Origin of the sequence: Legionella waltersii (assembly GCF_001468085.1) — a bacterium.
GTDB lineage: Bacteria > Pseudomonadota > Gammaproteobacteria > Legionellales > Legionellaceae > Legionella > Legionella waltersii.
The window spans coordinates 88,253-110,260 of record NZ_LNZB01000031.1; the positions used below are offsets into that span (position 1 = coordinate 88,253).

Here is a 22,008-nt window from a genome sequence, read left to right on the forward strand (position 1 = left end):
TTAATTTATTATCCAAAAACCGTGGAATGGGTATGAACATCAAAGAGAAAATCGGCCAAAGAATCATGAATGAACGTAAAGCCAAAGGCTTGACGAGAAAGGCATTGGCTGAGTTGACCAGTGAATTGAAAACTTCACGTATTAATAATTATGAAAGAGGGGACCGTACCCCCGGCCCAACAGAAATTAAATTGCTGGCTGATGCACTAGAAGTTTCAGCCTCTTATTTGATGTGCTTAACCGATAATCGTGAAGGCAAGATGACTAGGTCCCCTGGCATGGGGGCATTGGTTCCTATCTTGGATTTCAAACAAGCAGTTGACCCAGTAGCCGTCATCCAAAAAATCAAAGAAGATGTTGATACCAAGGTTGAGTTTATTCCTGTTAGCACAGCTGTCAGCGATAGCATTGGAAAGAACGCTTTTGCGTTGCAGATCAAAGATGAAAGCATGATGCCTGAGTTTCGGATTAATGATGTCATCATAGTAGATCCTGATACCAGCCCTAAGCCTGGTGATTTGGTAGTGGCTTTGCTTGAGGGAGAGCAGGAGGTTATTGTTCGCAAATATAAGCAGTTATCAGCATCTAAAGAGACACAGCAGTTTGAGTTAATCGCGCTTAATGAGGATTGGGCTGATATTCGTGTAGGTTATGGTGAACTTCAGGCTCAGATTATTGGATGTGGGTTTAGTTTGGTTAGGGCTTTGAGAGTGTAGACTTACTTTTGATTGATGAGGAAAAACCAAAGCTACATTAAGACTCAAGCCATCTTGTTATTATAAAAATCATAATATATACAATGAAAAGGTCTTCCACAAAACGATCTTATTTCTTATGTCAGTAAGCTTGAAGAAAAAGGGATAGGATTTCATAGTATTACTGAATCTATTAACATGGAAACCACTTCTGGAACGTTTATGTTTCATGTCTTTGGCGCACTTTCGGAGTTTGAACGAAATTTAATTAAGGAGCGAACACTTGCTGGGCTCGAAGCGGCAAGGGCTAGAGGTAGGCAAGATGGCAGACCAGAAAAGCTGAATGATGAACAAAAAGAGCTAGTAAAAACACTCTATGCTAATAAAAGACATTCAATTCAATCTATTTGTAAGATGGTGGGTGTAGGGAAAACTACATTGTATAAGTATATTAATCAGTGATAAGTTAAAGGGAATAATTAAGGATGCTCATTTAATATGAAAGCCACTAATGAGATAAATAGGAACTCACACTTACAACATATTTTAACAACTTTGGAAGAGTTAATTATAATATCAAAAAAAACTGCTGCGCCATCGGATAATTGTTTTCAGTATATAGGTACAATTGTTGACAATACTATTGGACTTCTCACTGCTCCGGCTAATAGTTTGGATGGCGGCAATCGTAGGATCAGCTTTAATGACGATAATAATTGGGTTAGTCTTATGCAGGCAGTTCATCGATCTTTTTTATCGAGCATACAAACCTCAGTAGAAAGAGCACTTGCCGAAAGCTGCAAAATTATAGAAATCAAAAGTAAAAAAAAGATTAATTCTCTTTTAAAAGAACTGGACGGTAAATTAACAAATAAGCAAATCAAGTTAATTGAATCACTAGCTCCTAAAAAACCATCTTTCGACGATTACTTAGAAGCCTCTTTAAAAAATATCAGTTCTATGGCAGAAGATAGAAAAAAAATTTGGCGAAAATATTTTAAGTGCTTATCTATATTAAGAAATAAAGTTTCTCATTCAGATTGCTCATTAAGTACTATTGAAAGGGAGAGTTTAGTGCAAAACGGCTTTGCTTCTTTAGTGAATGGAAATGAATTGCAATTTAATAGTAGGTTGTATTCGCAAATATGTGATTATGTCATTCAGTTTTTTCAAGAGTTAGGGCATACACTAAAGCATTGATTCATCAAAGTTTCGAAAACGCACATACTTAATAAAGGCTATACAAAGTCTCTTCTAAGAATATTGATTATGGATAAATGTGTGTAAATCCTTATGGTAATTTGACCAGTTTGATTTTATCTGCGCATCGTCTTCTAAATGTCTAATTATTTCATATTTTAAAAATAGATTCAGTAAATTATCCACTTCACCATGAATGGATTCGACAGCATGTAAAAAGCCCTCTATCCTTGTTGATGTTTTAATTTTATGGGCTTGGGGATAAAGTATTAGTGGATAACAGGTATGAGTATGATCTACATATATAGCACCCCATCCCTCAACGAACTCTAGAGGGTAGAATTCCATTAAAAAAGTTGGATCGTCCTCATCAAAATCATATGTTAGAATGTATTTCTCTGCTTCACGTGCTGATGAGGTAAACTTATTAATTTCTTTTCTAACTTCCTCTAGCATTAAACAATGCAAATAGTATTCAAAGAAAGCGATAGATATTAAAGACCTATAACAAGGGGCGTTTTTGTATTCAGAGCAGTTTGCATATTTACTTTTATAAAATCCATTTAATATTGACATAATTATCCATAAATTATTAATACATATTAAAATATAGCATAATTAAGTTATAGAGCATGACGGGGGAAGGGCACTCGCTCAACAAATAATATGTTTACTAATTAGATCAGAGATAATGTTTTAAATTAGCTATACTTCAATCAAATTAATTGCTGGATATTACCCATGGATGATGAATTAGAAAACTTCAAAAAAAAATATATTGAAGGACTAAATGCTCGCTTAAAACATGATCTTTCCGATGAAGAAATATGGATTGTACGAGAGTTTTTAAAAATACATAGCATCAACTTTAATGAAGAAGAAATTATAAAAGAGCATCAAGGTAGTAAAACAGATATTTCTTTTAAAGATTGCAGCTTTCAGTTAAAAAAAATCCTTTACCCAGAAGATTATAAAATTAAAGATGAAGACCAGAAATTCAAGAACCGTATTACTAATGCAAAAACTCGAGATGAATTAATTAATGCTAATCCTGGTTTTGAAGGTGAGTATCTTGAACCAGAATATTTAAGTGAGAAGATCATTCAAAATTCTTTTGAATTGGCAAACAGAAAGAGGCGAGACAAACCGCAGTATCCGCTTGAAATACGTGAAAAATTAGATCTTCTATTTCATATTGAAGTTGATCTAGCTAATGCAAAACAAAGGCCACAAGGAATCATTTATGATAAAAAAATTTCTGAGCGGCTCAAGGATACTGGATGGAGGTCAATTTCATACTTATATGGCCCGTTATCATTGATTCTATATGTATCAGAATATGCACCAAATATACTGAAGAGAGCTTCCTCCCAACAAACTTAAGTTATTCACAAATAGAACATCTCTTTTACTTAGAATTAATAACTGTATTTCTTAACTTCAATAAAATTGATCTTCTGTAGCATTAAAGGTCAAGCATATGAGTTAACAAAACCCCCGTTTTTCATCCTGATGAGCTAGTCAAGAAGGAGTCGCCATTTTATACAGTACACAAGTCTAAGTTGCTATTGCTATGTACCTTAATTGATCATTTATGTGTCGTAGGGGGAAGGGCGAGCATTTGATATAAAATATCAGGGTTTAAAATCAAATGTTCTTTTTCCTTTTTTGAAAGTTTTTTGATGAGGCGTTCTATCTGCATAGCAGTGGATTTGTCGCCCAGCACCTCCCAACTTTGGGCTATCGAGAGTGGTTTGAAGCTCTTTGTGTATTTGGCACCTTTTCCAGAAATATGTGCTTGAAAGCGCCTTTCAAGATTATCGGTATATCCTGTGTAGTAGCTATTGTTTTCACATTTAAGCATGTATACCCACCAGGATTTATGAAGTTGAGTTTTATTCAATATATTGTGTAACTCATTTTAATTTATAATTTTTGATTTCAAAACAGGTTACTTCTCGGTTCCAATAGGTTGTTGTTCCAGTATTAATCATACCAGCCTTTAGAAGAACCTTATAAGAAGCAACATTATTAGGTTCAACCACAGCCATTAGAGTTGGTATATTCAGATTATCAAAACCCCATTTAATTAAGGCGGTAGTCAGTTCAGTAGCTTAGCCTTTTCCCCAATATCTTGAGTGTAAACGGTAACCTACCTCTATTTGGGGTTGGTTGTCATCGTAGCCAAGATAAATCAAGCCGGCCTGACCGATAAAATGATTAGTATCTTTTTCACGTACTGAAAAAAAACTAAACCCATGTTTGGCATAATGTTCAATAGCCATATTCAAAAAAGTTGCAACCATAGCTTTTGTCCGAACACCGTCGCCTATATAACGCATCACTTCTGGATCTGATTGAAGTTCGAATACTTCATCAAGGTCTTCTAATTTGGGTGTTGTCAAAATAAGCCGTTCTGTTAATAGGAATATAGCCATGATTTTTTATGAATCGGTTAGGAGGGATCGATTATCATTATAAATCGAGTTGGTTTTTTGTCACACAATAACTTGTGAGGGAAAGGTATATTTTTTTAGATAGATAATGTGCCGTATCTGTTAACTGGGTTGTCAAAACCCTTAGACCATTACGTGAACAGAACTTGGCTTTGAACCCAGGTGTCAGAGAAGACATGCACTAAAAAAGTGTAAAATAATTTGTGTTCAAAAAAACACACATTTATGGAATAATGCTAATCAGTTCGTAATGATGTTGTATGTACAGATATTTTATTTGCAATAAAAGAATCCTTGATAATGGTTGATTTTTGATAATCTATTGATCTAAATTTTTTATAAAATAAATAGTACAAAATTTTGATTACCAAATTTTGGAGGGACTATGGAATTATTGGATGCAGTGGAGTCATTGGTGAAAAATCCTCTCCTTGATACAGTGATTTTAGAGGATTGTATTTTAAATAAAAGCTTGATTGAATCATATAAAAACTCAGATACCCATAAGATCAGGAAGTTAACCACAAATAAAAGGAACTTTTCGGATATGACACATGTGATCCCGTATCCCGATATGACACATGTTTTTACACTGACCTAATAGGGAGTTAAGTGAAAGTTTTAGCGTTAGTTGGTACTGGAATTAAAACAATCGCTCATATTACAGAGGAAGCAAAAGGATATATATGTACTTGTGACAAGGTATTGTATTTAGTTAATGAACCCTTGCTAGAGCGTTATATTCATAAATTAGCGAAATTATCAGAGTCATTGGATGCAATCTACTTTAACTCTAACTCAAGAGAAAATGCTTATAAAAATGTGGCACAATTTATTTATAGAGAGATCGAAGATGTAGACTCTCTATGTGTTGTTATATATGGCCATCCATGTGTATTTGCCACTCCTGGATTGCTTGCTTTCTCTGGGCTTAGTAATAACATTAAAACAGTAGTGTGTCCCGGTATTTCAGCTCAAGACTGTTTATATGCCGATCTTAGATTTGACCCTGCATCTGGAGGTATACAGTCATTTGATGCTACGGAATATCTTTTGTACGATAGATCAGTAGATACTTCTTCTCATGTAGTGGTTTACCAGATTTGTATGGTTGGAAATTTGGGGTTACCAACGAATACAGTCAATTTGGAAGCCATCAATTTTATTAAAAATAAATTAACTAAGCTCTATAAAAATGGAAAAAAGGCTATTATTTACGAAGCTGCTCTTTATCCTGGTACTTATCCAAAGATAACTGAGTTTGAGTTAGAGCAACTTGATAGGCAAGAGTTAACAACATTATCTACTTTGTATATTCCTCCCGATGAAAATCTTCGAGTGCCGAGTTCTGATGCATTAAGGTTATTAAATCAAATGGCATAGGTTAAGTGGATGTATCTAATATTTATTTAAGGTGAGGGAGTACAATGAGCTCAACAGTCAGCTCTTCTAAGGTAGGCTTTTCTTTTAGGGATTTACCAGTCGCTTGTAAATTGTTATTAGCTCTTTCTTTTATAGAAGCTATTGGAGGCGGCCTATCTTATCATATTGCGTATTTTTTTAGTGTAAGCACTAATTTTAATAAATTAAATATTGGTTTTTTAGGCTTTGCAATGGGGATTGGAGCCATTTTGGGCAGTATATGTGGTGGATACGTTACGGGCAAAGCACAAGCAAAGGATATCATAGGCACAAGTTTCTTACTCATAGGAGTAGCGTTTGTTATTTTAGCAAAAGTAAGTTCCTTTCATTTATCTGTTGCCTTTGTATTTTTAATGGGATTTGGAATCAACTTGTTTATCACTTGCAGTAACTCATCTTTTTTGCAGATTTCAAGAAAGACAAATCACAGTTTAACGATTGCTCAATCTTACAAAAATGCACTAGAAAATACTGGTGGTATTGTGGCAATGGTATTAATAATGCTTTTAGCGCAAAATCATTTTAAATTAGCAATGATTTTGGTTGGCGTTACTTTAATAGTATTTTCAACCGTTATTTTTATAAAATTAGAAATCAGCAATGATGATGTAGTTGCAACAACCAGTAATAAGGAAGAGATTGAGACAATCTATAGCTCGCTCATTCCAATGTTATTTTCAGTATTTTGCATCGGTTTGACTTATGGGATACAAAAAACAGTACTAGGGATTCACTTAAACGAAACAATTGGAAGTTCTTTAGTTATTGGATTTTTTTTCGCAACTGATCCAATTTTAATTGCATTATTTCAAGTAAAATTATCAAAACGAATTGAGGGTTTCAATAAACATGCAGTTGCTTGTATAGGCTGTATTTTATTAGGAGCATCAACCTTTTCTATGGGTTTGTCTACTACTATACTAGGAATGTTTTGTTCGCTATTAGTTTTTACTCTTGGTGAAATGTTATTTATGGCATATTCTGTTGCATTATGTCATCAATATGGAAGTTCTAATCACAGTGGCTTAGGAATAGGGGCGTGGCGTAGTGCATATGCGTTAGGCATGATGATTGGTCCTCTCATATCAGGTATAGCGATGTATTATTTCAATGCCCAAAGTGCTTGGACAATATCTTCTTTGCTTTGTTTCATGAGTGCTTTCTTAGTATTTAATTCTAAAAGAGAACGGCGGTTAGAGGCTGTTTATTGAGATGCATCCTTTAAAAAATGGTGCATCTTGACAGAAATTCCCATTATTTAAATTCTGCATCCCAGCGTCATTTTTGAACAAATGATGAATGTCCGATAGCCAATCCTTTTTACTCTCAAACCCATGGTAATAATGAAATTGAGATTTTTTGGCCTTTTCTTCAAGAATTGTATTGGCCCACTCTTCATGAGTAGAGGAAAATAATTCTTTATATTTAGTTGCAGCGATTTTTATATTTTCAAGCTCAGACATTAAAGTCGCTTTTTTTCTGGATAAACCTTGATATGGTCTGAAAATAGGATGTTGAAGCGAAAAATATACTGGATTTTTTTCAACATGTTTTTTAGGTATTAATATAGATGGTTCTGTTTTTAGTTTATAAATATCTTTTAAAACATAGGAAACCCATGATGCAGGCAAGAACTCATCCGTGTTACTAAAAGAAAACCCATACTTTTCACCTATTAGAATTTCAAAGATATATTTAGCAGTATCTTGAATAAAAAAATCGCGCTCTAAATTCGACTTATCAAAAGCAACCCTAAAAATATGTTGATAATAGTCTCCATAGTAGGTGTAAGCATAAGAATTTAGATAATATTTAAAGAAATACTTATTAATATGTATCCAATCAGGATTATTAACTATATTTTCTATCCATTTTTCAGAGAAGTAAACAATTGAGGCCCTCCATTTACTTTCAGATGGGCAAGACTGGTAAATTCGCTTAAAGAGATCACTGTGATCATGATATGAATTGGGGATGGTGCAGTCAATTCCAGAACGAATAAGACGATTATGGCTTCTTTTGCATCCAATGTTTTGTGTTACAAGAGTCGTTTGTGCCCCAGCTTTTACAGAAAGTATGCTATTAGGTAAATATCGTTTAAGTGGTTTTACCTGGGTTACATGTCCAATATTAAAAAAAGCTCCTTTTTTATCAATGTAAACAGGATACGTTTCATTTTCTGCATTACCTCTTAAGTACCATTCAAAGCATTTATCTAAGACAAGACCTAATGGACAACTATGAAATCCATAAATAAGGTCTTTCGTAATTGACTCTATAGATGAAAAATTATTAAGGGATTTAAGCTTTCCTTGGTGCGGAATATAAAAGGTTTCAGAATCACCAATTAAATCACCATATCCAAAATTAAAAAGATAAAGTGGGAAATCATTTCCGGGCGCTATTTCATCAACTAAGAAAAAAAACTCAGGATTAGATCTTTTTACTTCTTCTTTAATTTCATCCCAACATACTTTAGTAAAATTCCTACAAAATTCCATATTCGTATCATTATTGGTTAATTTATTGTTATTTTGAACTGAAATGCGATTTGTCCAAATATTTTAGTGATGTAAATGACAAGGGCATTATGCTTTAATCCCATCACTCTTGTCAAAACCGATTGAGATAAAAAATATTTTTAAATTATTTTCTGTAGCTATCTACAGAAAAGTTGAAAAGGAGTTTTCGTTGTGGAAAATAATTTTAGGCTACAAATCTGTAGGCACATCATTAAGTATCTATTAGAGTCAACTAACTATACTCTAATAGATATAGCTGCTTTATTAAACTGCTCAATAAGACAATTACATTCTATTTATTTCGATGAGTTAATGCCAACAAATCCACATTGCGAAAGGGATCTTCTAAGGCTTTATCATTTAATTCTTGAACTCAATACAAATAATCAATATGTGCATCAGGGATTTAAATGGAGTTGCATATGAACACATTAAATATTGAAGTGGATGCAAAGTTTTTAGGCGCCCAAAGGAAAACTATCTGGCAAATGGCTGCATCAGGCGTACTACTAATATCACCTTATATTAAACTTTGATTGCCATTGTACGAATAAATTTTTAAGGTATAGCCCAAAAAAAATTTGCAGTGATATGCTCGATATGCTCTAATAAATGCTCGAAACGAGTATTTATTATGTGTGATTTACAGGAGTTTAGAAGTCATGAACAATATTCACCTAATTCCCCGATTAATTCGTTTAAGAGACGCTCCGTCCTATGTAGGTATGGATCGACATCGATTTAATAAAGATGTCAGACCAAGCCTGGTTGAGATTCCAATGGGAACACAAGGTATTGCATTTGATCGACTTGATTTAGACGCTTGGGTAGACGATTATATACAGTGTAGTGGTCGTCCCGCGGCAGTAAAAAGTAGGAGTTTGGAATTATGGGACGAAAAAGAACACCAGGACTGCAAAAGCGTGGCAGCGTCTGGTGTATTGACAAAAAGGTCTTCGGACGACGACTTTGTGAAAGCACTGGTACTGACAACCTCGAAGAGGCGGAAAAGTATCTCGCAAGGCGTCTCGAAGAGATAAGATTAGCAACAGTCTACGGTGTTCGCCCAAAAAGAACATTCAAAGAAGCCGCTACTAAATTTCTGATGGAAAACCAACACAAACGCAGTATCAGTGATGATGCTGGTCGTTTGCGAGAAGTGGTTAAATACATTGGCGATTTGCCTATTGAAGCAATTCATATCGGTAGCTTGCAATCCTTTATTGAAGGTCGAAGAAAGGATAATGTGAGTATGCGAACTATCAATCATGGTTTGAAAATTGTTAGGCGTATATTAAATTTAGCGGCCAGTGAATGGATGGACGAGTTTGGCTTAACCTGGCTAATTTCAGCGCCAAAGATAAAACTTTTGCCTGAGCCAGATTTAAGGAAGCCTTATCCATTAAGTTGGGATGAACAGCACAAGCTGTTTCAGCAGTTACCCGAACATCTGAAAAATATGGCTTTGTTTGCCGTAAATACAGGGTGTCGGGATCGCGAAATATGTGAACTGCGCTGGGATTGGGAAATACAAATTCCAGAATTGCCACACATCATCGTTTTTATTGTACCAGGTGAACTGGTCAAAAACGGTGAGGAACGGCTGATTGTTTGTAATGAAACAGTTCGGGAAGTTATAGAAGGGGAGAGAGGTAAACATCCTACTCATGTTTTTAGTTTTAAAGGTCGACCACTAAGTCGTATGTTATCGACTGGTTGGCGACAGGCTAGGGACAAGGCGAAATTGCCTGAAGTAAGAGTGCATGATTTAAAGCATACTTTTGGTAGACGGTTAAGAGCTTCAGGGGTAAGTTTTGAAGATAGGCAAGATTTACTTGGGCATCGTTCAGGTAGGATTACAACTCACTATTCCTCAGCTGAGTTGCAAAGTTTATATCAAGCTGCGAATAAGGTTTGTGAGAATCGTAAAAGCGGAGTGATATTAACGTTATTGAGAAACCTAAAGAGTAGACCTGCATGTCAAAATACTCTAAGGGAAAGTCACGTAGGTTTGTAAGTGCGTGATCTAGGTCACGCAAAAGTCACGCAAGGACTTTTGCGTTAAAACAGGTGATCAACGTAAGTTATTGATTTTAAAGGTATAAATTGGTGGGCCCACTAGGACTTGAACCTAGGACCAACGGATTATGAGTCCGCTGCTCTGACCAACTGAGCTATGGGCCCGGAGAGGTGGTCATTTTAAACTTAATTTGATTAATGTTCTAGTTTTTTTTGTAAATCTTTAGTTTAGTTTTGTAGGTTGGTAGTGGAGATTTCCGCATTTTTTAAAATGTGGTCGCTTTGCTCCTGTTTGTTGGGCTTCGCTTTGCTCTGCGCCAACCTACATTGTATTATTTTTAATTAGCCTTCGTCACCTTCTAAGAAGCTTCTTAGTTTTTCTGAGCGGGATGGATGGCGTAGTTTTCTTAGGGCTTTTGCTTCGATTTGTCGAATTCTTTCCCTGGTTACGTCGAATTGCTTACCTACCTCTTCTAGAGTGTGATCGGTGTTCATTTCGATACCAAAACGCATGCGAAGAACTTTGGCTTCTCTTGGCGTTAGGGTTTCGAGAATTTCTAGGGTGGCTTCTCTTAATCCTTCCGCTGTTGCCATGTCTATCGGAGATTCGATGTTGTTGTCTTCGATGAAATCCCCTAAATGAGAGTCGTCATCGTCACCAACGGGTGTTTCCATAGAGATAGGCTCTTTGGCAATTTTGAGAACTTTGCGAATTTTTTCTTCGCTCAGTTCCATTTTTTCTGCCAATTCTTCAGGTGTAGCTTCTCGACCTGTTTCTTGCAGAATTTGTCTAGAAATTCTGTTTAGCTTATTGATGGTTTCAATCATGTGCACTGGAATACGAATGGTGCGTGCCTGATCTGCAATAGATCGGGTGATTGCTTGCCGAATCCACCAAGTGGCATAAGTGGAGAATTTGTAGCCACGGCGGTATTCGAATTTGTCTACTGCCTTCATCAAACCGATATTGCCTTCTTGAATGAGGTCAAGGAATTGCAAGCCACGGTTGGTGTATTTTTTTGCAATGGAGATAACGAGACGTAAGTTGGCTTCAACCATTTCTTTCTTGGCTCGTCTAGCTTTTGCTTCTCCAATGGACATTTTACGGTTAATGTCTTTGATTTCGCTAATGGTTAATCCGTATTCTTCTTCAAATGACGCTAATCTAGATTGTAATCGCAGAATTTCTTCTCGATACTCTTCGATTCTTGGCAGATCCAGCTTTTTAGCTTGTTTGCTAATGATTGTATCAAGCCATGCAAGATCTGTTTCTTGTCCTGGGAACGTGTCTATGAATAATTTTCGTGGAATACGAGCTTTTTCTATGCAAAGCTTCATGATGCTCCGCTCAAACTCTCTGATGTGGTTCCGCAACTGACGGAAGTGGCGTGTTAGTTTATCCACTTGTCTGGACGTTAATTTGAGCTTTAAAAACGATTCTGACATCGTGTCTAAAAGTTCAACGGTCTTTTTATTTGTACGACCATGCTCTTTGAGCGCTTTTATAGCGATGGTAAAGGTATTGCGTAATTCGTCAAAATATTCTTTAGCTTGTTCAGGGTTTGGCCCATCATCAACGTCCGGAAGGCCATCGCCATCACCACCACCTTCTTCGTCTTCTTCATCCACATCAAGAAGGGCAGATTCTTGCTGCTCTTCATCAAGCATTGAGCCAATGCTAGTTGGTGGAGCAATTTCTTCGTCGACGTCAGAGAAGCCACTGATGATTTCATTCAGACGTATTTCTTCAGCGATAAATCTATCGTAATCATCAAGAACGAGTTGTACCGTTTCAGGATAGTGCGCCAATGACTTAAGAACCTGGTAAATTCCTTCTTCAATGCGTTTAGCAATGCGAATTTCACCTTCGCGAGTAAGCAATTCCACTGTACCCATTTCACGCATGTACATACGCACCGGATCAGTTGTTCTACCCGTTTCCTTGTCAACTGAAGCAAGAACCATCGCAGCTTCTTCGATGTCTGGAACTTCTTCGGTATTTAACAGAAGTGCTATCTCGTCCTCTCCTGGAGGGACTTCGAAAACCTTGATATTCATGCCTTCAAGCATGCTGATAATGACATCGAAATGTTCAGTATCAACAATATTAGGTAGAAGGTCGTTAATTTGGCTGTAAGTCAAATAACCTTGCTCTTTTCCTAAGCTGATGACTTTCGTTATTTGCGAGCTTTGCTGTTCTTGTTCATTCATGGTCATAGGCACTTCTTATGGAACAATTAAAATTTACAGAAAGTTTTAGATTATAAACTGGGTAAAAGCAACATGCCAGTATTTCAAGTTTTTTATTTTTGATTTTCGGTTTGTACATGTCGTTCCTTAAGTAAGCGCTGTAAAAGCATTCGCTCATCATTGCTTAATCCGGTTGTTCTTGATTTATCGATCAATTGACGTATAGATTGATCCTGATTCTGCTTTTGTAAAAAGGATAAAATATCGAGAAATTCCTTCATTAATTCCTGTTCAGGAACTTGATGATCCCAAGCAGCTAATTTAGTAATGGATTCAAAATAACTGCTGTTGCGCCAAGATTCGATCAGGGTTGCAGTTGTTGCATTTGGATTGGTTTCCAATTGAGTTAATACACTGACCAATACATGATGTTCATTGCTATCAAGAAGAGAGCTGTTTATAAACTCTTTTGTTTTGCTGTAAATTTCTGGATTTTGCAGCAATAAGGCAATGGCTACGCGTATTGGAGATCGAACTATTGCCGAGGGCTTTTCAACTTTAACTTCAGATTTTTCATAAATAAGTTGTTCTAAACGATGATTTTCAATGTGGGTTAGACGTGCTAAATCATCAATGATCAATTGCTTATAGGTACCCTCTGCCATTTTTTGTAAATAAGGTTTTACCAAGTGAATTAATTGAGTTTTACCGGCTGGGCTTGTTAGGTTTATATCTTCGCTGAGGGTATTAAAGAAAAAACGATGTAGTGGGGTACAATTCTTGAGTAGGCTTAAAAAATTCTCTTTTCCTTGCTGCCGAATTAAGCTATCGGGATCATGTTCGCTGGGTAAAAACATGAAACCAGCATCTAAACCAGAATGCAGGTGAGGCAAGCTACTTTCTAAAGCACGCCAAGCTGCTTGCTTTCCAGCCGCATCGCCATCGAAGCAAAAGATAATGTGTTTGGTGTATTTCGCTAGAAGTTGTATATGGTAGCTGCTAGTAGCGGTTCCTAGTGTAGCTACCACACTAGTTATTCCATGTTGTGCTAGGGCTATGACATCCATATATCCTTCAACAACAATGATGTAATCTGGAGTTTTTTGCTGTGAAATGACTTGATATAAGCCATATAACTCACGGCCTTTTTGAAACAGCGCAGTTTCAGGAGAATTAAGGTATTTTGGTTTTTGCTGTGCATCGAGTACTCGTCCACCAAAGCCTATCATTTTTCCGTTTCTATCAAGGATTGGGAACATTATGCGCTGTCGATAACGGTCGTATATTTTACCTTCATCGCTCTTAATCAACATACCAGTTGCTAGCAAATCTTGTCGTTGTTTTGGAAACTCTTTTTCAAGAGTATGCCAACCGTCCGGTGCGAATCCTAGTTGATAGAGCTTGGCTATTTCTCCACTCAATCCTCTACCCTGAAGGTATTCGACAGCAGCGTGCCCATTGTGCTTTAATTGTTTTTGATAAAATTGACTGACCTCATTTAGCAATTGGTATAAGTTGGAGGAGCCTTTGTTCTTCTCCGTTTTTCCATCCTTTGGGACTGTCAAGCCCAAACGGGTTGCTAGGGTATCAATGGCATCTGTAAAACCCTGGTTTAGATAGTTCATGACAAAGCTGATGGCATTTCCCGAGGCTCCACATCCAAAACAATGATAAAATTGCTTTTTTGCAACCACATTGAAGGAAGGGGATTTTTCATTGTGAAAAGGGCAGCATGCTAAATAGCTGGCCCCTCTCTTTTTTAAAGGGATGTAGCCATCGATCAGCTCGACTAAATCCGTTCGATTCAGGAGTTCATCAATGAATGGCTGTGGGATCAAGCCAGACATGCTAATTCTTAGCCCAATTTAGCCTTGATCAAGGCGCTAACCTGCCCCATATCAGCTCTACCTTGGAGCTTGGATTTAAGAATACCCATTACTTTGCCCATATCTGCCATGACTTTAGCGCCAGTATCAGCGATCGCTTGGCTAATGAGTGATTCTACTTCGGCTTGGGATAATGGCTCAGGTAGGTATTTTGCAATAATACCTAGTTCAAATTGTTCTTGAGCAATTAAATCTTCTCGGTTTGCTTTTTCAAATTGAGCAATGGATTCTTTGCGTTGCTTAGACATTTTATCAAGAATGACCATCATGCGTTCGTCATTCACATCGATACGTTCATCAACTTCAATTTGTTTTACAGCTGCAGTAATCAATCGTAGAGCAGACAGAAGTTCTTTGTCTTTTGCGCGCATTGCGTCTTTAACATCATTATTGAGTTGTTCTTTAATAGTCATTATTGAATTCCTTATAAAACAAAAGGCCACATGGAATGTGACCTTGATACATCATCGGATTTACTGCAGTTTATAACTTAAACTGTTTCAGGGAACAGTTTCAAGTAATACTTTATAGGAAGCTATTACACTCAATTCGATAAGGCTTTGAAGCTTGCGTAAGCTTATACGCAAGCATGCTTCTAATTGATTACGCGTTGCTTTTCTTACGGCGGTGACTTGTTCCACGACGAGAAGTAACATCACGAGAAATTTTCTTTAAGTGTCGCTTAACTGCCGCAGCTTGCTTACGTTTGCGCTCAGCAGTCGGCTTTTCATAAAATTCACGTCGGCGTAATTCGGTTAAAATACCTGCCTTTTCGCAAGAACGCTTAAAGCGTCTTAACGCATATTCTGGATTTTCGCCTTCTTTTACACGAACTGTAGGCATTAAAATAGTCCTCAAGTTATTTAATCTTATTAGGTGGGCAATTCTAGTGCTAGATTGTTGATTCGTCAAGATGAATGTTTCGGTTTCTTATTAATTTAGCAAAATTTCGATCAAACAAAGTCAAATTTCCTAGTAATCTAGTTTATAATGCTCTGTTTATGTATAAAGTGTTTGAGTCATTGAATGATCGTTTTAGGTATTGAGTCTTCTTGTGATGAGACAGGTTTAGCTATTTATGATTCTGAAAAAGGATTGCTTGCTCATGCCTTGCATTCGCAAACGAAAACCCACAGCGTGCATGGGGGAGTGGTACCAGAGTTGGCCTCTAGAGATCATGTCAATTACATGATTCCCTTGCTGGATAAAGCTTTAAAAGATGCTCAATTAACAAAGAGTGACCTTGACGGGGTAGCTTATACAGCCGGTCCAGGTTTAATTGGGGCATTATTGGTTGGTGCTTGTTTTGCCAAAAGTTTAGCCTTTGGCTTGGATATTCCAGCTCTGGCTATTCATCACCTAGAGGCTCATATTTTAGCGGCTAAATTAGAAACACCTCATTTAGAGTTTCCATTCATTGCTTTACTGGTTTCTGGTGGCCATTGCCAACTGATTGAAGTGACCGCTTTAGGGGAGTACCAATTGTTGGCTGACACTTTGGATGATGCAGTTGGTGAAGCTTTTGATAAAACGGCGAAATTGATGGGAATTCCTTACCCAGGGGGAGCAACATTAGCCAAAATGGCTGATGAATGTGCTGAAACACCTTATCGTTTTCCACGCCCAATGACTGACAGACCAGGTTTGGATTTTAGCTTCAGTGGACTGAAAACTTTTGCACTCAATGTTTGGAGTCAATGTAATAAAACAGCAGAGGACAAGGCACAAATTGCTAAAGCCTTTCAAGAAGCAGTTGTTGAAACCTTGATCATAAAATGCAAAAGGGCGATACAAGCTACTTCGTGTAAGCGCTTAGTTGTAGCGGGGGGCGTTGGCGCCAACCGCTCGTTACGCAGCGCATTGTCCGCATGGATTCAGCAAATTCAGGGCGAAGTGTATTTTCCTGCCCCTGAATACTGCACGGATAATGGTGCTATGGTGGCTTATGCTGGGTGCTTGAGAATGATGAGGGGAGAGAAAGATTCAGGTGAAGGCGTTATTGTTAATCCACGATGGCCTATGACGACGAGTTAGTGGCTGTTGCTTATCATCAACCAGCCACAACAAAATTCCTAACCTATCAAAATTAAGTATGGCTATTCTTTCTTTTTAGTGGTTTTGGTAGCAGCTTTAGGCTTTGTGGCTTTTGGTTTTTTGGCGGGTTCTGCCGTTTTTTCTACTTTCGCTTTAGTGGTTTTAGCTGCTTTAGGTTTACTTTCTTTTTTCTCAGTCGTGGCTTTGGTAGCCGGAGCTTTCTTAGGTTTAGCTTTTTCAGCAGATTGAGCCATTTCGGATTCTGGAACTTCATGTGGAGAAATATCTTCAGCGGGTTCAGATTCCATGATTTCTTCAATCACCGTGTGTTTAAACTTGATCTTAGGTTCAGTTCCGTCAATTAAACGGGTGATGTTGTCTTTATGCTTGTACAGTACAAAAAGGGCAATAAAAAAGATAGGAGGGAATGAGTTTAGCTCCCCAATGAGTATCATTGAATAAAAAGGAGCAAGGACTATTGCACAGATAGAGGCTAATGAAGAATAGCGGAAAAAATTGGCGACCAAAAGCCAAGTCGCGATAACCATGACTCCAATTATGAAATGAAAGGCAAGCAATGCACCTATGGCAGTGGCAACCCCTTTCCCACCTCTAAACTGGAAAAAAACAGGGTACATATGACCTAAAACTGCTGCTAAAGCAGTAAATGCCGTTGCCGTAGAGCCTAGATCTAAATACTTAGCTAAAACGACAGGCAGAATGCCCTTCAGTACGTCAAATCCCATTACTATAGCTGCAGTCTGCTTTCCTCCAATGCGGAGGACATTCGTTGCTCCAGGATTTTTAGAGCCTTCTTCTCTTGGGTCAGGCAAACCCAACAATCGGCACACGATGATAGCACTATTGATTGAACCCATTAAATAAGCGATTACCACGATAAGTATAGAAAGTGCCACCGATTGCTCCTTTTTCGGAAATAATAGTTATTATTATGCATTCCTATTTCACAAGCAATGCTTTGTATCATAAACAAGCGTAAACAGGGGGTAAATTAGGGGGGGAATCAGGGGTAAATAGCTCGGTAAAGGTAAATAGCTCGGGGACGGACCCCAGTGGGGTCCGTCCCCATTCCGTGGTGCCAGTCCCCATTCCGTGCCATTCCGTCCCTGTCCTCATTCCACTCTCGTTTAGTCAGAGTGCTATTCCATGGATGGTAAGAACAGTGCTTGTAAATCATTCGTGAATTGTCTTCCGAACTTTGTGACCTGCCAACTGGTATCTGTGAGTTGAATAAGACCTTTGTCCTCTGCCTTTTGCAGCTTAGGCAAAAGCTTATCCATATTTAAATGTGTCGTTTCGCAGAATAACTGATGGGGGATTGCCTGTTCTAAACGAGTTGTATTTAACATGTACTCAAAGACCAATTCATTGGGTTCGATAATTTCTTCGGCGGCTAAAAAAGGCTTGTCATGACTCATATAATCTTTGGGTTGACGATGTTTTCTGGTTCTTACAACGCATTGATGATTAGTCAACTTTCCATGGGCGCCTGCTCCAATCCCGAAATAATCACCAAATAACCAGTAGTTTAGATTATGTTTCGCTTGTTGGTTTGGTTTTGAGAATGCAGAAATTTCATAGCGTGTAAAATGAGCTTGCTCTAGGAGAGCAAGACCCTCTACTTCAAGTTGAAAATCATCATCTTCAGACGGTAGCTGCGGTTGAGTTTTGTAAAAAACGGTGTTTGGTTCTATAGTTAGTTGGTACCACGATAAGTGTTCAGGTTGATAGGAAATCGCAGTTTTGAGATCATCGAGTCCCTGTTGCAGCGTTTGGTTTGGTAAACTGTGCATGAGATCTAAGTTTATATTCTCAAATCCAGCATTTCTTGCTGCATGAATGGCTGTATGAGCTTGTTTATCGTCATGGATGCGACCTAAGGATTTGAGATGCTTGGGATTAAAACTCTGAATACCTAGAGACAATCGATTGATTCCCAATGCTCTATAATCGGTAAAGCGGTTTTGCTCGACCGTTCCTGGATTGGCCTCCATAGTGATTTCTATGTTAGGAGCAAATTTGAGCAATTGTTTTAAGGCACTTATTAATGTGGAATAGGCTTCGGCCGACAATAGGCTTGGTGTGCCTCCACCTATAAATAGGGAGACAATTTCGCGACTGGAATAACGAGCAATATCTGTTTCTAAATCGCTAATGAGAGCAGTTATATAGTCTTTTTCTGGTAAAGAATCGGGGCTCTTATGGGAGTTAAAGTCACAATAAGGGCATTTTTTTATGCACCAAGGAACGTGAATGTACAGCGATAAAGGAATCATTGCAATGTTTAAACTAGCTTGTTTGGGCTTGCAATAGTATCATGACAGCACTTTTGTCACAAAGAAAGTGATAAATCGGATAATTCAGAATAATTAATAATGCTTGAAAAAGAGGAAACACTATGACTAAGAAACGAGTAAGAGTAGCCGTAACAGGTGCAGCAGGTCAAATAGGTTATGCTTTATTGTTTCGCATTGCTTCTGGTCAAATGTTTGGACCAAATACCGAAGTTGAATTGAATTTACTTGAACTTGAGCCTGCTCTTCCATCTTTGGAAGGAGTAGCGATGGAGTTGGATGATTGCGCATTTCCTCTGTTAAAGCGAATCCTTTGCACCTCCGATTTAAAACAAGCTATGGATGGTGTTAATTGGGCATTGTTGGTTGGATCTGTTCCACGCAAGCAAGGTATGGAGCGCTCTGATTTATTGCAAATCAATGGTGGAATTTTCATTAAGCAAGGTCAAGCAATTAATGATTATGCAAGTGATGACGTTAATGTGTTTGTGGTAGGAAATCCTTGCAATACCAATTGCTTGATTGCTATGCATCATGCTAGGGATCTTCCGAATGATCGTTTTCATGCGATGACTACCCTAGATGAATTAAGATCTCGTACTCAACTTGCTAAAAAAGCAGGAGTGGATATTACTGCTGTAACTCAAATGACCATATGGGGTAATCATTCTTCAACGCAATATCCTGATTTTTATAATGCAAAAATTAATGGTGTTTCTGCCGCAGACGTTATTACGGATAAAACTTGGTTACAAGAAACGTTTGTTTCTACAGTACAACAACGTGGAGCAGCAGTAATCAAAGCTCGTGGGTCTTCTTCTGCAGCATCAGCTGCCAATGCAATCATCACTGGAGTAAACCACTTAGTGACTGACACTCCTGCTGGAGAAACCTTCTCTATGTGTATTCGTTCAAGCGGTCAATACGGGGTTGATGAAGGTTTGATTTTTTCCATGCCATGCCGAAGAGAAAATGGAGTGCTTAAAGTCATCGAAACTTTAACTCTAAATGAGTTTGGAAAAGAGAAATTCAATATTACCTTGAATGAATTACGCAGCGAGCGCGATACCGTTAAATCGCTTGGATTATTGGATTAATAAGTATTTTCTGAATCACATACTGGGTTTTATAGACTCGTGATTATGGCTCGGGCTTGGATGTACCAAGCCCGAGTCTTCTAATATTTCTCTTGCTTTTGTATTGCGCATAAGGGTTGATACCGAGCGCCCATTGGATAAAATTCCATTCAACAATGGGATAAGTTTGTCGGGTTGTCCAAGTGTTTGATGGCGATGTTGGCTTAAGCTAGGGAGATGATGGACAATCGCTTTAGCTAATTGCTCGTCCGTTAAGAAGAAAATTAAACGTGTATTTAAAATTCGAATAAAATTTCTTTCTGAGTGCTTAACAAGGTTTAATAGGAAGTCAGGTTCCTTTTTTAAATGATGATCTAGTTTTTTACTGAATCCATGTTTTTCGTGATGTTCTAACAAGGTTCTAGTCAATTCTAGTTTGCTTAATTCTGCAAATGGCTTTCCTGCTTTATGGCCAATCCATGAGGCTAAATCTTTTTCATGGGATGGATGGTTCAGCGCGCTGAATTGGAAGCGATGTGACACTTTAGGGTGAGTTAACAATTGTTTCCAATCAATTGCTGGCATGTGATGTACTTTAGCCAATGAATCCATTTCTAACATGATTTTACTAAAATTAATTCGCCATTTTTCGATATAGGGTAACGCTTCTTTGATCGCTTTTAACAGTTCAAGAAACGATTGCTTTGAGCGTGGATTGTATTCAATAAGTGCTGATTGTAGTCGTTGAACTTCAGGAAAACTGTACTTCCCGTTGCGCATTGCCTCAAATTGAAACATGGGTTGTAAGGATCGTTGCAATGCGGAAAACGGTTCATCCATACAGATTCTCCTTGACATACTCTTCTTTAAACGTAGTTTATAAATGCACAAAAGCCAAATATTTTTCACCTTGTTTGTAAAATTAAATAATAAATAGTAATTATCTATCGATTTAATAGTAATTATTGATTTTATTTATGATGAGAATTCTTCTAAATTTATAGTGAGAAAATTACTTACTACAGAGGAGAAAAAACATGATTAGCGTTGGACATTTATTTCCGAAATTTCAAGTGAAAGCAACCGTAAGCACCGAACTTAAAACTGCTTTCCAAGACATTTCGAATGATACCTATAAAGGAAAATGGTTGGTTGTCTTTTTTTGGCCAAAAGATTTTACTTTTGTCTGCCCAACTGAGATTGCTGAATTCGGACGTCTAAATGCAGAGTTCGCTGATCGTGATGCGCAAGTACTAGGAGGAAGTACCGATAGTGAATTTGTGCATTTGGCTTGGAGGAGTCAGCATAAAGATCTTCAGGACCTACCATTTCCTATGTTGGCGGATGTGAAGCGAGAGTTAGTTTCGCAATTGGGAATTTTGGATGAACATGAAGGAGTCGCTCAGAGAGCAACCTTTATCGTTGACCCTGATGGGATAACACGCTTTGTGATGGTCACTGATTTAAGTGTAGGTCGCAATCCATCCGAAGTATTACGTGTGCTGGATGCTTTGCAAACGGATGAGTTATGCCCATGTAATTGGAAAAAAGGTGAAGAAACACTTCACGTTTAATCAGTAAAATGAGGATTTTTTATGTTAGAACAAATTGTACAGACTATACCGGATATTGCTAAAGACATCCGGCTTAATTTAACAAAAGTTTTGGATTTGTCGCAGAGTGAAGGCTTAACTAAAGATCAAATCTTGGGTTCTGCATTGGCTGTGAGCTTTTCTTTAAGCGATAAAGCACTGATCAATGAGTTAGTGAACTTATGTGAAAATGACGAGTTAGTTAATGCGGCTAAATTAGCGGCAAGCCTCATGGCAATGACAAACATTTATTATCGATACGTTCATCTTTCCGAAAACCAAGAGATTGAGCATATTCCTGCGGGGTTAAGAATGCAGGGTATGATGAATCCAGGTGTTGAACGAGTGACTTTTGAGGTCTTATGTTTAGCCGTTTCAGCAATAAATGGCTGTGGTGTTTGCATAAGTTCTCACACACGACAGTTACAAGAACATGGATTTTCAGCCTCGACTTTAGCTCGCGTAGGAAGAATCAGTGCAGTAATTTATGCAAGTCATGTTTGCCGCAATTTTAATGAGCACAGGACTTAGGAAAAACCCCAAGGTGCCTAAGTCCTGTAGCAAAAACCGCTGCTCTTGTTCAGTGCAAGATAGGCAGCGG

The 22,008-nt window shown here is 37.7% G+C and carries 21 protein-coding genes, 1 tRNA gene and 1 pseudogene; 11 read left to right on the top strand and 12 right to left on the bottom strand.

Annotation, left to right across the window (positions count from 1 at the left end; all coding sequences use genetic code 11):
- Positions 1-32 precede the first annotated feature (32 nt).
- From Lwal_RS05710 to Lwal_RS05720, 3 genes are all read left to right on the top strand, one after another.
- Entirely contained in the window at positions 33-716 is a 684-nt protein-coding gene (locus Lwal_RS05710) for a helix-turn-helix domain-containing protein (protein WP_032832002.1), read from the top strand.
- 111 nt (positions 717-827) lie between these two features.
- On the top strand, positions 828-1,157 hold the full coding sequence (locus tag Lwal_RS05715; RefSeq protein ID WP_202972556.1) for a recombinase family protein: 330 nt from the start codon (positions 828-830) through the stop codon (positions 1,155-1,157).
- A 36-nt stretch (positions 1,158-1,193) separates the two neighbouring features.
- On the top strand, positions 1,194-1,895 hold the full coding sequence (locus tag Lwal_RS05720) for a hypothetical protein (protein WP_019234697.1): 702 nt from the start codon (positions 1,194-1,196) through the stop codon (positions 1,893-1,895).
- Positions 1,896-1,949: 54 nt separating this feature from the next.
- Here Lwal_RS05720 and Lwal_RS05725 read toward each other — a convergent pair whose 3' ends face one another.
- Positions 1,950-2,471: a hypothetical protein gene (locus Lwal_RS05725; protein WP_019234698.1), complete on the bottom strand. Its 522-nt coding sequence runs from the start codon at positions 2,469-2,471 to the stop codon at positions 1,950-1,952.
- A 165-nt stretch (positions 2,472-2,636) separates the two neighbouring features.
- Between Lwal_RS05725 and Lwal_RS05730 the strand changes: the two genes are divergently transcribed.
- Positions 2,637-3,278 carry a PDDEXK family nuclease gene (locus tag Lwal_RS05730; protein ID WP_028378544.1) on the top strand — a complete coding sequence of 214 codons (642 nt, stop codon included), beginning with the start codon at positions 2,637-2,639 and terminating at the stop codon, positions 3,276-3,278.
- Positions 3,279-3,483: 205 nt separating this feature from the next.
- Here Lwal_RS05730 and Lwal_RS05735 read toward each other — a convergent pair whose 3' ends face one another.
- A complete protein-coding gene (locus Lwal_RS05735; RefSeq protein WP_028378543.1) occupies positions 3,484-3,759 on the bottom strand; it encodes a GIY-YIG nuclease family protein in 276 nt (91 codons plus the stop codon).
- A 52-nt stretch (positions 3,760-3,811) separates the two neighbouring features.
- A pseudogene (locus tag Lwal_RS16995) lies at positions 3,812-4,333 on the bottom strand (GNAT family N-acetyltransferase).
- A gap of 630 nt (positions 4,334-4,963) precedes the next feature.
- Here Lwal_RS16995 and Lwal_RS05750 point away from each other — a divergent pair.
- Together Lwal_RS05750 and Lwal_RS05755 are read left to right on the top strand one after the other, a co-directional pair.
- Positions 4,964-5,734 (top strand): SAM-dependent methyltransferase, encoded by a 771-nt coding sequence (locus Lwal_RS05750; RefSeq protein WP_058479879.1) that lies wholly within the window; start codon positions 4,964-4,966, stop codon positions 5,732-5,734.
- A gap of 44 nt (positions 5,735-5,778) precedes the next feature.
- Positions 5,779-6,984: an MFS transporter gene (locus tag Lwal_RS05755; RefSeq protein ID WP_058479880.1), complete on the top strand. Its 1,206-nt coding sequence runs from the start codon at positions 5,779-5,781 to the stop codon at positions 6,982-6,984.
- On the opposite strand, the gene Lwal_RS05760 is transcribed toward Lwal_RS05755, so the two are convergent.
- On the bottom strand, positions 6,967-8,274 hold the full coding sequence (locus Lwal_RS05760; RefSeq protein ID WP_028377808.1) for a hypothetical protein: 1,308 nt from the start codon (positions 8,272-8,274) through the stop codon (positions 6,967-6,969). The two genes, Lwal_RS05755 and Lwal_RS05760, sit on opposite strands and share 18 nt — an antisense overlap.
- A gap of 910 nt (positions 8,275-9,184) precedes the next feature.
- On the opposite strand from Lwal_RS05760, the gene Lwal_RS05765 reads away from it, so the two are divergent.
- A complete protein-coding gene (locus Lwal_RS05765) occupies positions 9,185-10,312 on the top strand; it encodes a tyrosine-type recombinase/integrase (RefSeq protein WP_028377809.1) in 1,128 nt (375 codons plus the stop codon).
- Between the two features lie 90 nt (positions 10,313-10,402).
- On the opposite strand, the gene Lwal_RS05770 is transcribed toward Lwal_RS05765, so the two are convergent.
- The 5 genes from Lwal_RS05770 to rpsU all read right to left on the bottom strand — a co-directional run bounded on the left by Lwal_RS05770 (position 10,403) and on the right by rpsU (position 15,233).
- Positions 10,403-10,479, bottom strand: a tRNA-Ile gene (locus Lwal_RS05770).
- Positions 10,480-10,656: 177 nt separating this feature from the next.
- Positions 10,657-12,531: an RNA polymerase sigma factor RpoD gene (gene rpoD / locus Lwal_RS05775; protein WP_058479881.1), complete on the bottom strand. Its 1,875-nt coding sequence runs from the start codon at positions 12,529-12,531 to the stop codon at positions 10,657-10,659.
- Between the two features lie 86 nt (positions 12,532-12,617).
- Entirely contained in the window at positions 12,618-14,351 is a 1,734-nt protein-coding gene (dnaG, locus tag Lwal_RS05780) for a DNA primase (protein ID WP_058479882.1), read from the bottom strand.
- 8 nt (positions 14,352-14,359) lie between these two features.
- Positions 14,360-14,803, bottom strand: coding sequence for a GatB/YqeY domain-containing protein (locus Lwal_RS05785; protein ID WP_058479883.1), 444 nt, complete (start codon positions 14,801-14,803; stop codon positions 14,360-14,362).
- A gap of 190 nt (positions 14,804-14,993) precedes the next feature.
- Complete coding sequence (gene rpsU / locus Lwal_RS05790; protein WP_058479884.1) at positions 14,994-15,233, bottom strand: 30S ribosomal protein S21; 240 nt, start codon at positions 15,231-15,233, stop codon at positions 14,994-14,996.
- Between the two features lie 183 nt (positions 15,234-15,416).
- On the opposite strand from rpsU, the gene tsaD reads away from it, so the two are divergent.
- On the top strand, positions 15,417-16,424 hold the full coding sequence (tsaD, locus tag Lwal_RS05795; protein WP_058479885.1) for a tRNA (adenosine(37)-N6)-threonylcarbamoyltransferase complex transferase subunit TsaD: 1,008 nt from the start codon (positions 15,417-15,419) through the stop codon (positions 16,422-16,424).
- A gap of 62 nt (positions 16,425-16,486) precedes the next feature.
- On the opposite strand, the gene plsY is transcribed toward tsaD, so the two are convergent.
- A complete protein-coding gene (gene plsY, locus Lwal_RS05800; protein WP_058479952.1) occupies positions 16,487-17,302 on the bottom strand; it encodes a glycerol-3-phosphate 1-O-acyltransferase PlsY in 816 nt (271 codons plus the stop codon).
- A gap of 282 nt (positions 17,303-17,584) precedes the next feature.
- Entirely contained in the window at positions 17,585-18,721 is a 1,137-nt protein-coding gene (hemW, locus tag Lwal_RS05805; RefSeq protein ID WP_058479886.1) for a radical SAM family heme chaperone HemW, read from the bottom strand.
- Positions 18,722-18,843: 122 nt separating this feature from the next.
- On the opposite strand from hemW, the gene Lwal_RS05810 reads away from it, so the two are divergent.
- Positions 18,844-19,836 (top strand): malate dehydrogenase, encoded by a 993-nt coding sequence (locus Lwal_RS05810; RefSeq protein ID WP_058479887.1) that lies wholly within the window; start codon positions 18,844-18,846, stop codon positions 19,834-19,836.
- Between the two features lie 15 nt (positions 19,837-19,851).
- Here Lwal_RS05810 and Lwal_RS05815 read toward each other — a convergent pair whose 3' ends face one another.
- Entirely contained in the window at positions 19,852-20,655 is an 804-nt protein-coding gene (locus Lwal_RS05815; RefSeq protein WP_058479888.1) for a hypothetical protein, read from the bottom strand.
- Positions 20,656-20,852: 197 nt separating this feature from the next.
- Between Lwal_RS05815 and Lwal_RS05820 the strand changes: the two genes are divergently transcribed.
- Complete coding sequence (locus tag Lwal_RS05820; protein ID WP_058479889.1) at positions 20,853-21,389, top strand: peroxiredoxin; 537 nt, start codon at positions 20,853-20,855, stop codon at positions 21,387-21,389.
- A gap of 21 nt (positions 21,390-21,410) precedes the next feature.
- Positions 21,411-21,938 (top strand): carboxymuconolactone decarboxylase family protein, encoded by a 528-nt coding sequence (locus Lwal_RS05825; RefSeq protein ID WP_058479890.1) that lies wholly within the window; start codon positions 21,411-21,413, stop codon positions 21,936-21,938.
- The last annotated feature ends 70 nt before the right edge of the window (positions 21,939-22,008 follow it).

What these genes read in the sequence shown, in the direction of transcription:
- Lwal_RS05710 (WP_032832002.1), top strand. Translation starts at nt 33, where the DNA reads ATGAACATCAAAGAGAAAATCGGCCAAAGAATCATGAATGAACGTAAA.
- Lwal_RS05720 (WP_019234697.1), top strand. Translation starts at nt 1,194, where the DNA reads ATGAAAGCCACTAATGAGATAAATAGGAACTCACACTTACAACATATT.
- Lwal_RS05725 (WP_019234698.1), bottom strand. Translation starts at nt 2,471, where the DNA reads ATGTCAATATTAAATGGATTTTATAAAAGTAAATATGCAAACTGCTCT.
- Lwal_RS05730 (WP_028378544.1), top strand. Translation starts at nt 2,637, where the DNA reads ATGGATGATGAATTAGAAAACTTCAAAAAAAAATATATTGAAGGACTA.
- Lwal_RS05735 (WP_028378543.1), bottom strand. Translation starts at nt 3,759, where the DNA reads ATGCTTAAATGTGAAAACAATAGCTACTACACAGGATATACCGATAAT.
- Lwal_RS05755 (WP_058479880.1), top strand. Translation starts at nt 5,779, where the DNA reads ATGAGCTCAACAGTCAGCTCTTCTAAGGTAGGCTTTTCTTTTAGGGAT.
- Lwal_RS05760 (WP_028377808.1), bottom strand. Translation starts at nt 8,274, where the DNA reads ATGGAATTTTGTAGGAATTTTACTAAAGTATGTTGGGATGAAATTAAA.
- Lwal_RS05765 (WP_028377809.1), top strand. Translation starts at nt 9,185, where the DNA reads ATGGGACGAAAAAGAACACCAGGACTGCAAAAGCGTGGCAGCGTCTGG.
- rpoD (WP_058479881.1), bottom strand. Translation starts at nt 12,531, where the DNA reads ATGACCATGAATGAACAAGAACAGCAAAGCTCGCAAATAACGAAAGTC.
- dnaG (WP_058479882.1), bottom strand. Translation starts at nt 14,351, where the DNA reads ATGTCTGGCTTGATCCCACAGCCATTCATTGATGAACTCCTGAATCGA.
- Lwal_RS05785 (WP_058479883.1), bottom strand. Translation starts at nt 14,803, where the DNA reads ATGACTATTAAAGAACAACTCAATAATGATGTTAAAGACGCAATGCGC.
- rpsU (WP_058479884.1), bottom strand. Translation starts at nt 15,233, where the DNA reads ATGCCTACAGTTCGTGTAAAAGAAGGCGAAAATCCAGAATATGCGTTA.
- tsaD (WP_058479885.1), top strand. Translation starts at nt 15,417, where the DNA reads ATGATCGTTTTAGGTATTGAGTCTTCTTGTGATGAGACAGGTTTAGCT.
- plsY (WP_058479952.1), bottom strand. Translation starts at nt 17,302, where the DNA reads ATGGGTTCAATCAATAGTGCTATCATCGTGTGCCGATTGTTGGGTTTG.
- hemW (WP_058479886.1), bottom strand. Translation starts at nt 18,721, where the DNA reads ATGATTCCTTTATCGCTGTACATTCACGTTCCTTGGTGCATAAAAAAA.
- Lwal_RS05810 (WP_058479887.1), top strand. Translation starts at nt 18,844, where the DNA reads ATGACTAAGAAACGAGTAAGAGTAGCCGTAACAGGTGCAGCAGGTCAA.
- Lwal_RS05815 (WP_058479888.1), bottom strand. Translation starts at nt 20,655, where the DNA reads ATGGATGAACCGTTTTCCGCATTGCAACGATCCTTACAACCCATGTTT.
- Lwal_RS05820 (WP_058479889.1), top strand. Translation starts at nt 20,853, where the DNA reads ATGATTAGCGTTGGACATTTATTTCCGAAATTTCAAGTGAAAGCAACC.
- Lwal_RS05825 (WP_058479890.1), top strand. Translation starts at nt 21,411, where the DNA reads ATGTTAGAACAAATTGTACAGACTATACCGGATATTGCTAAAGACATC.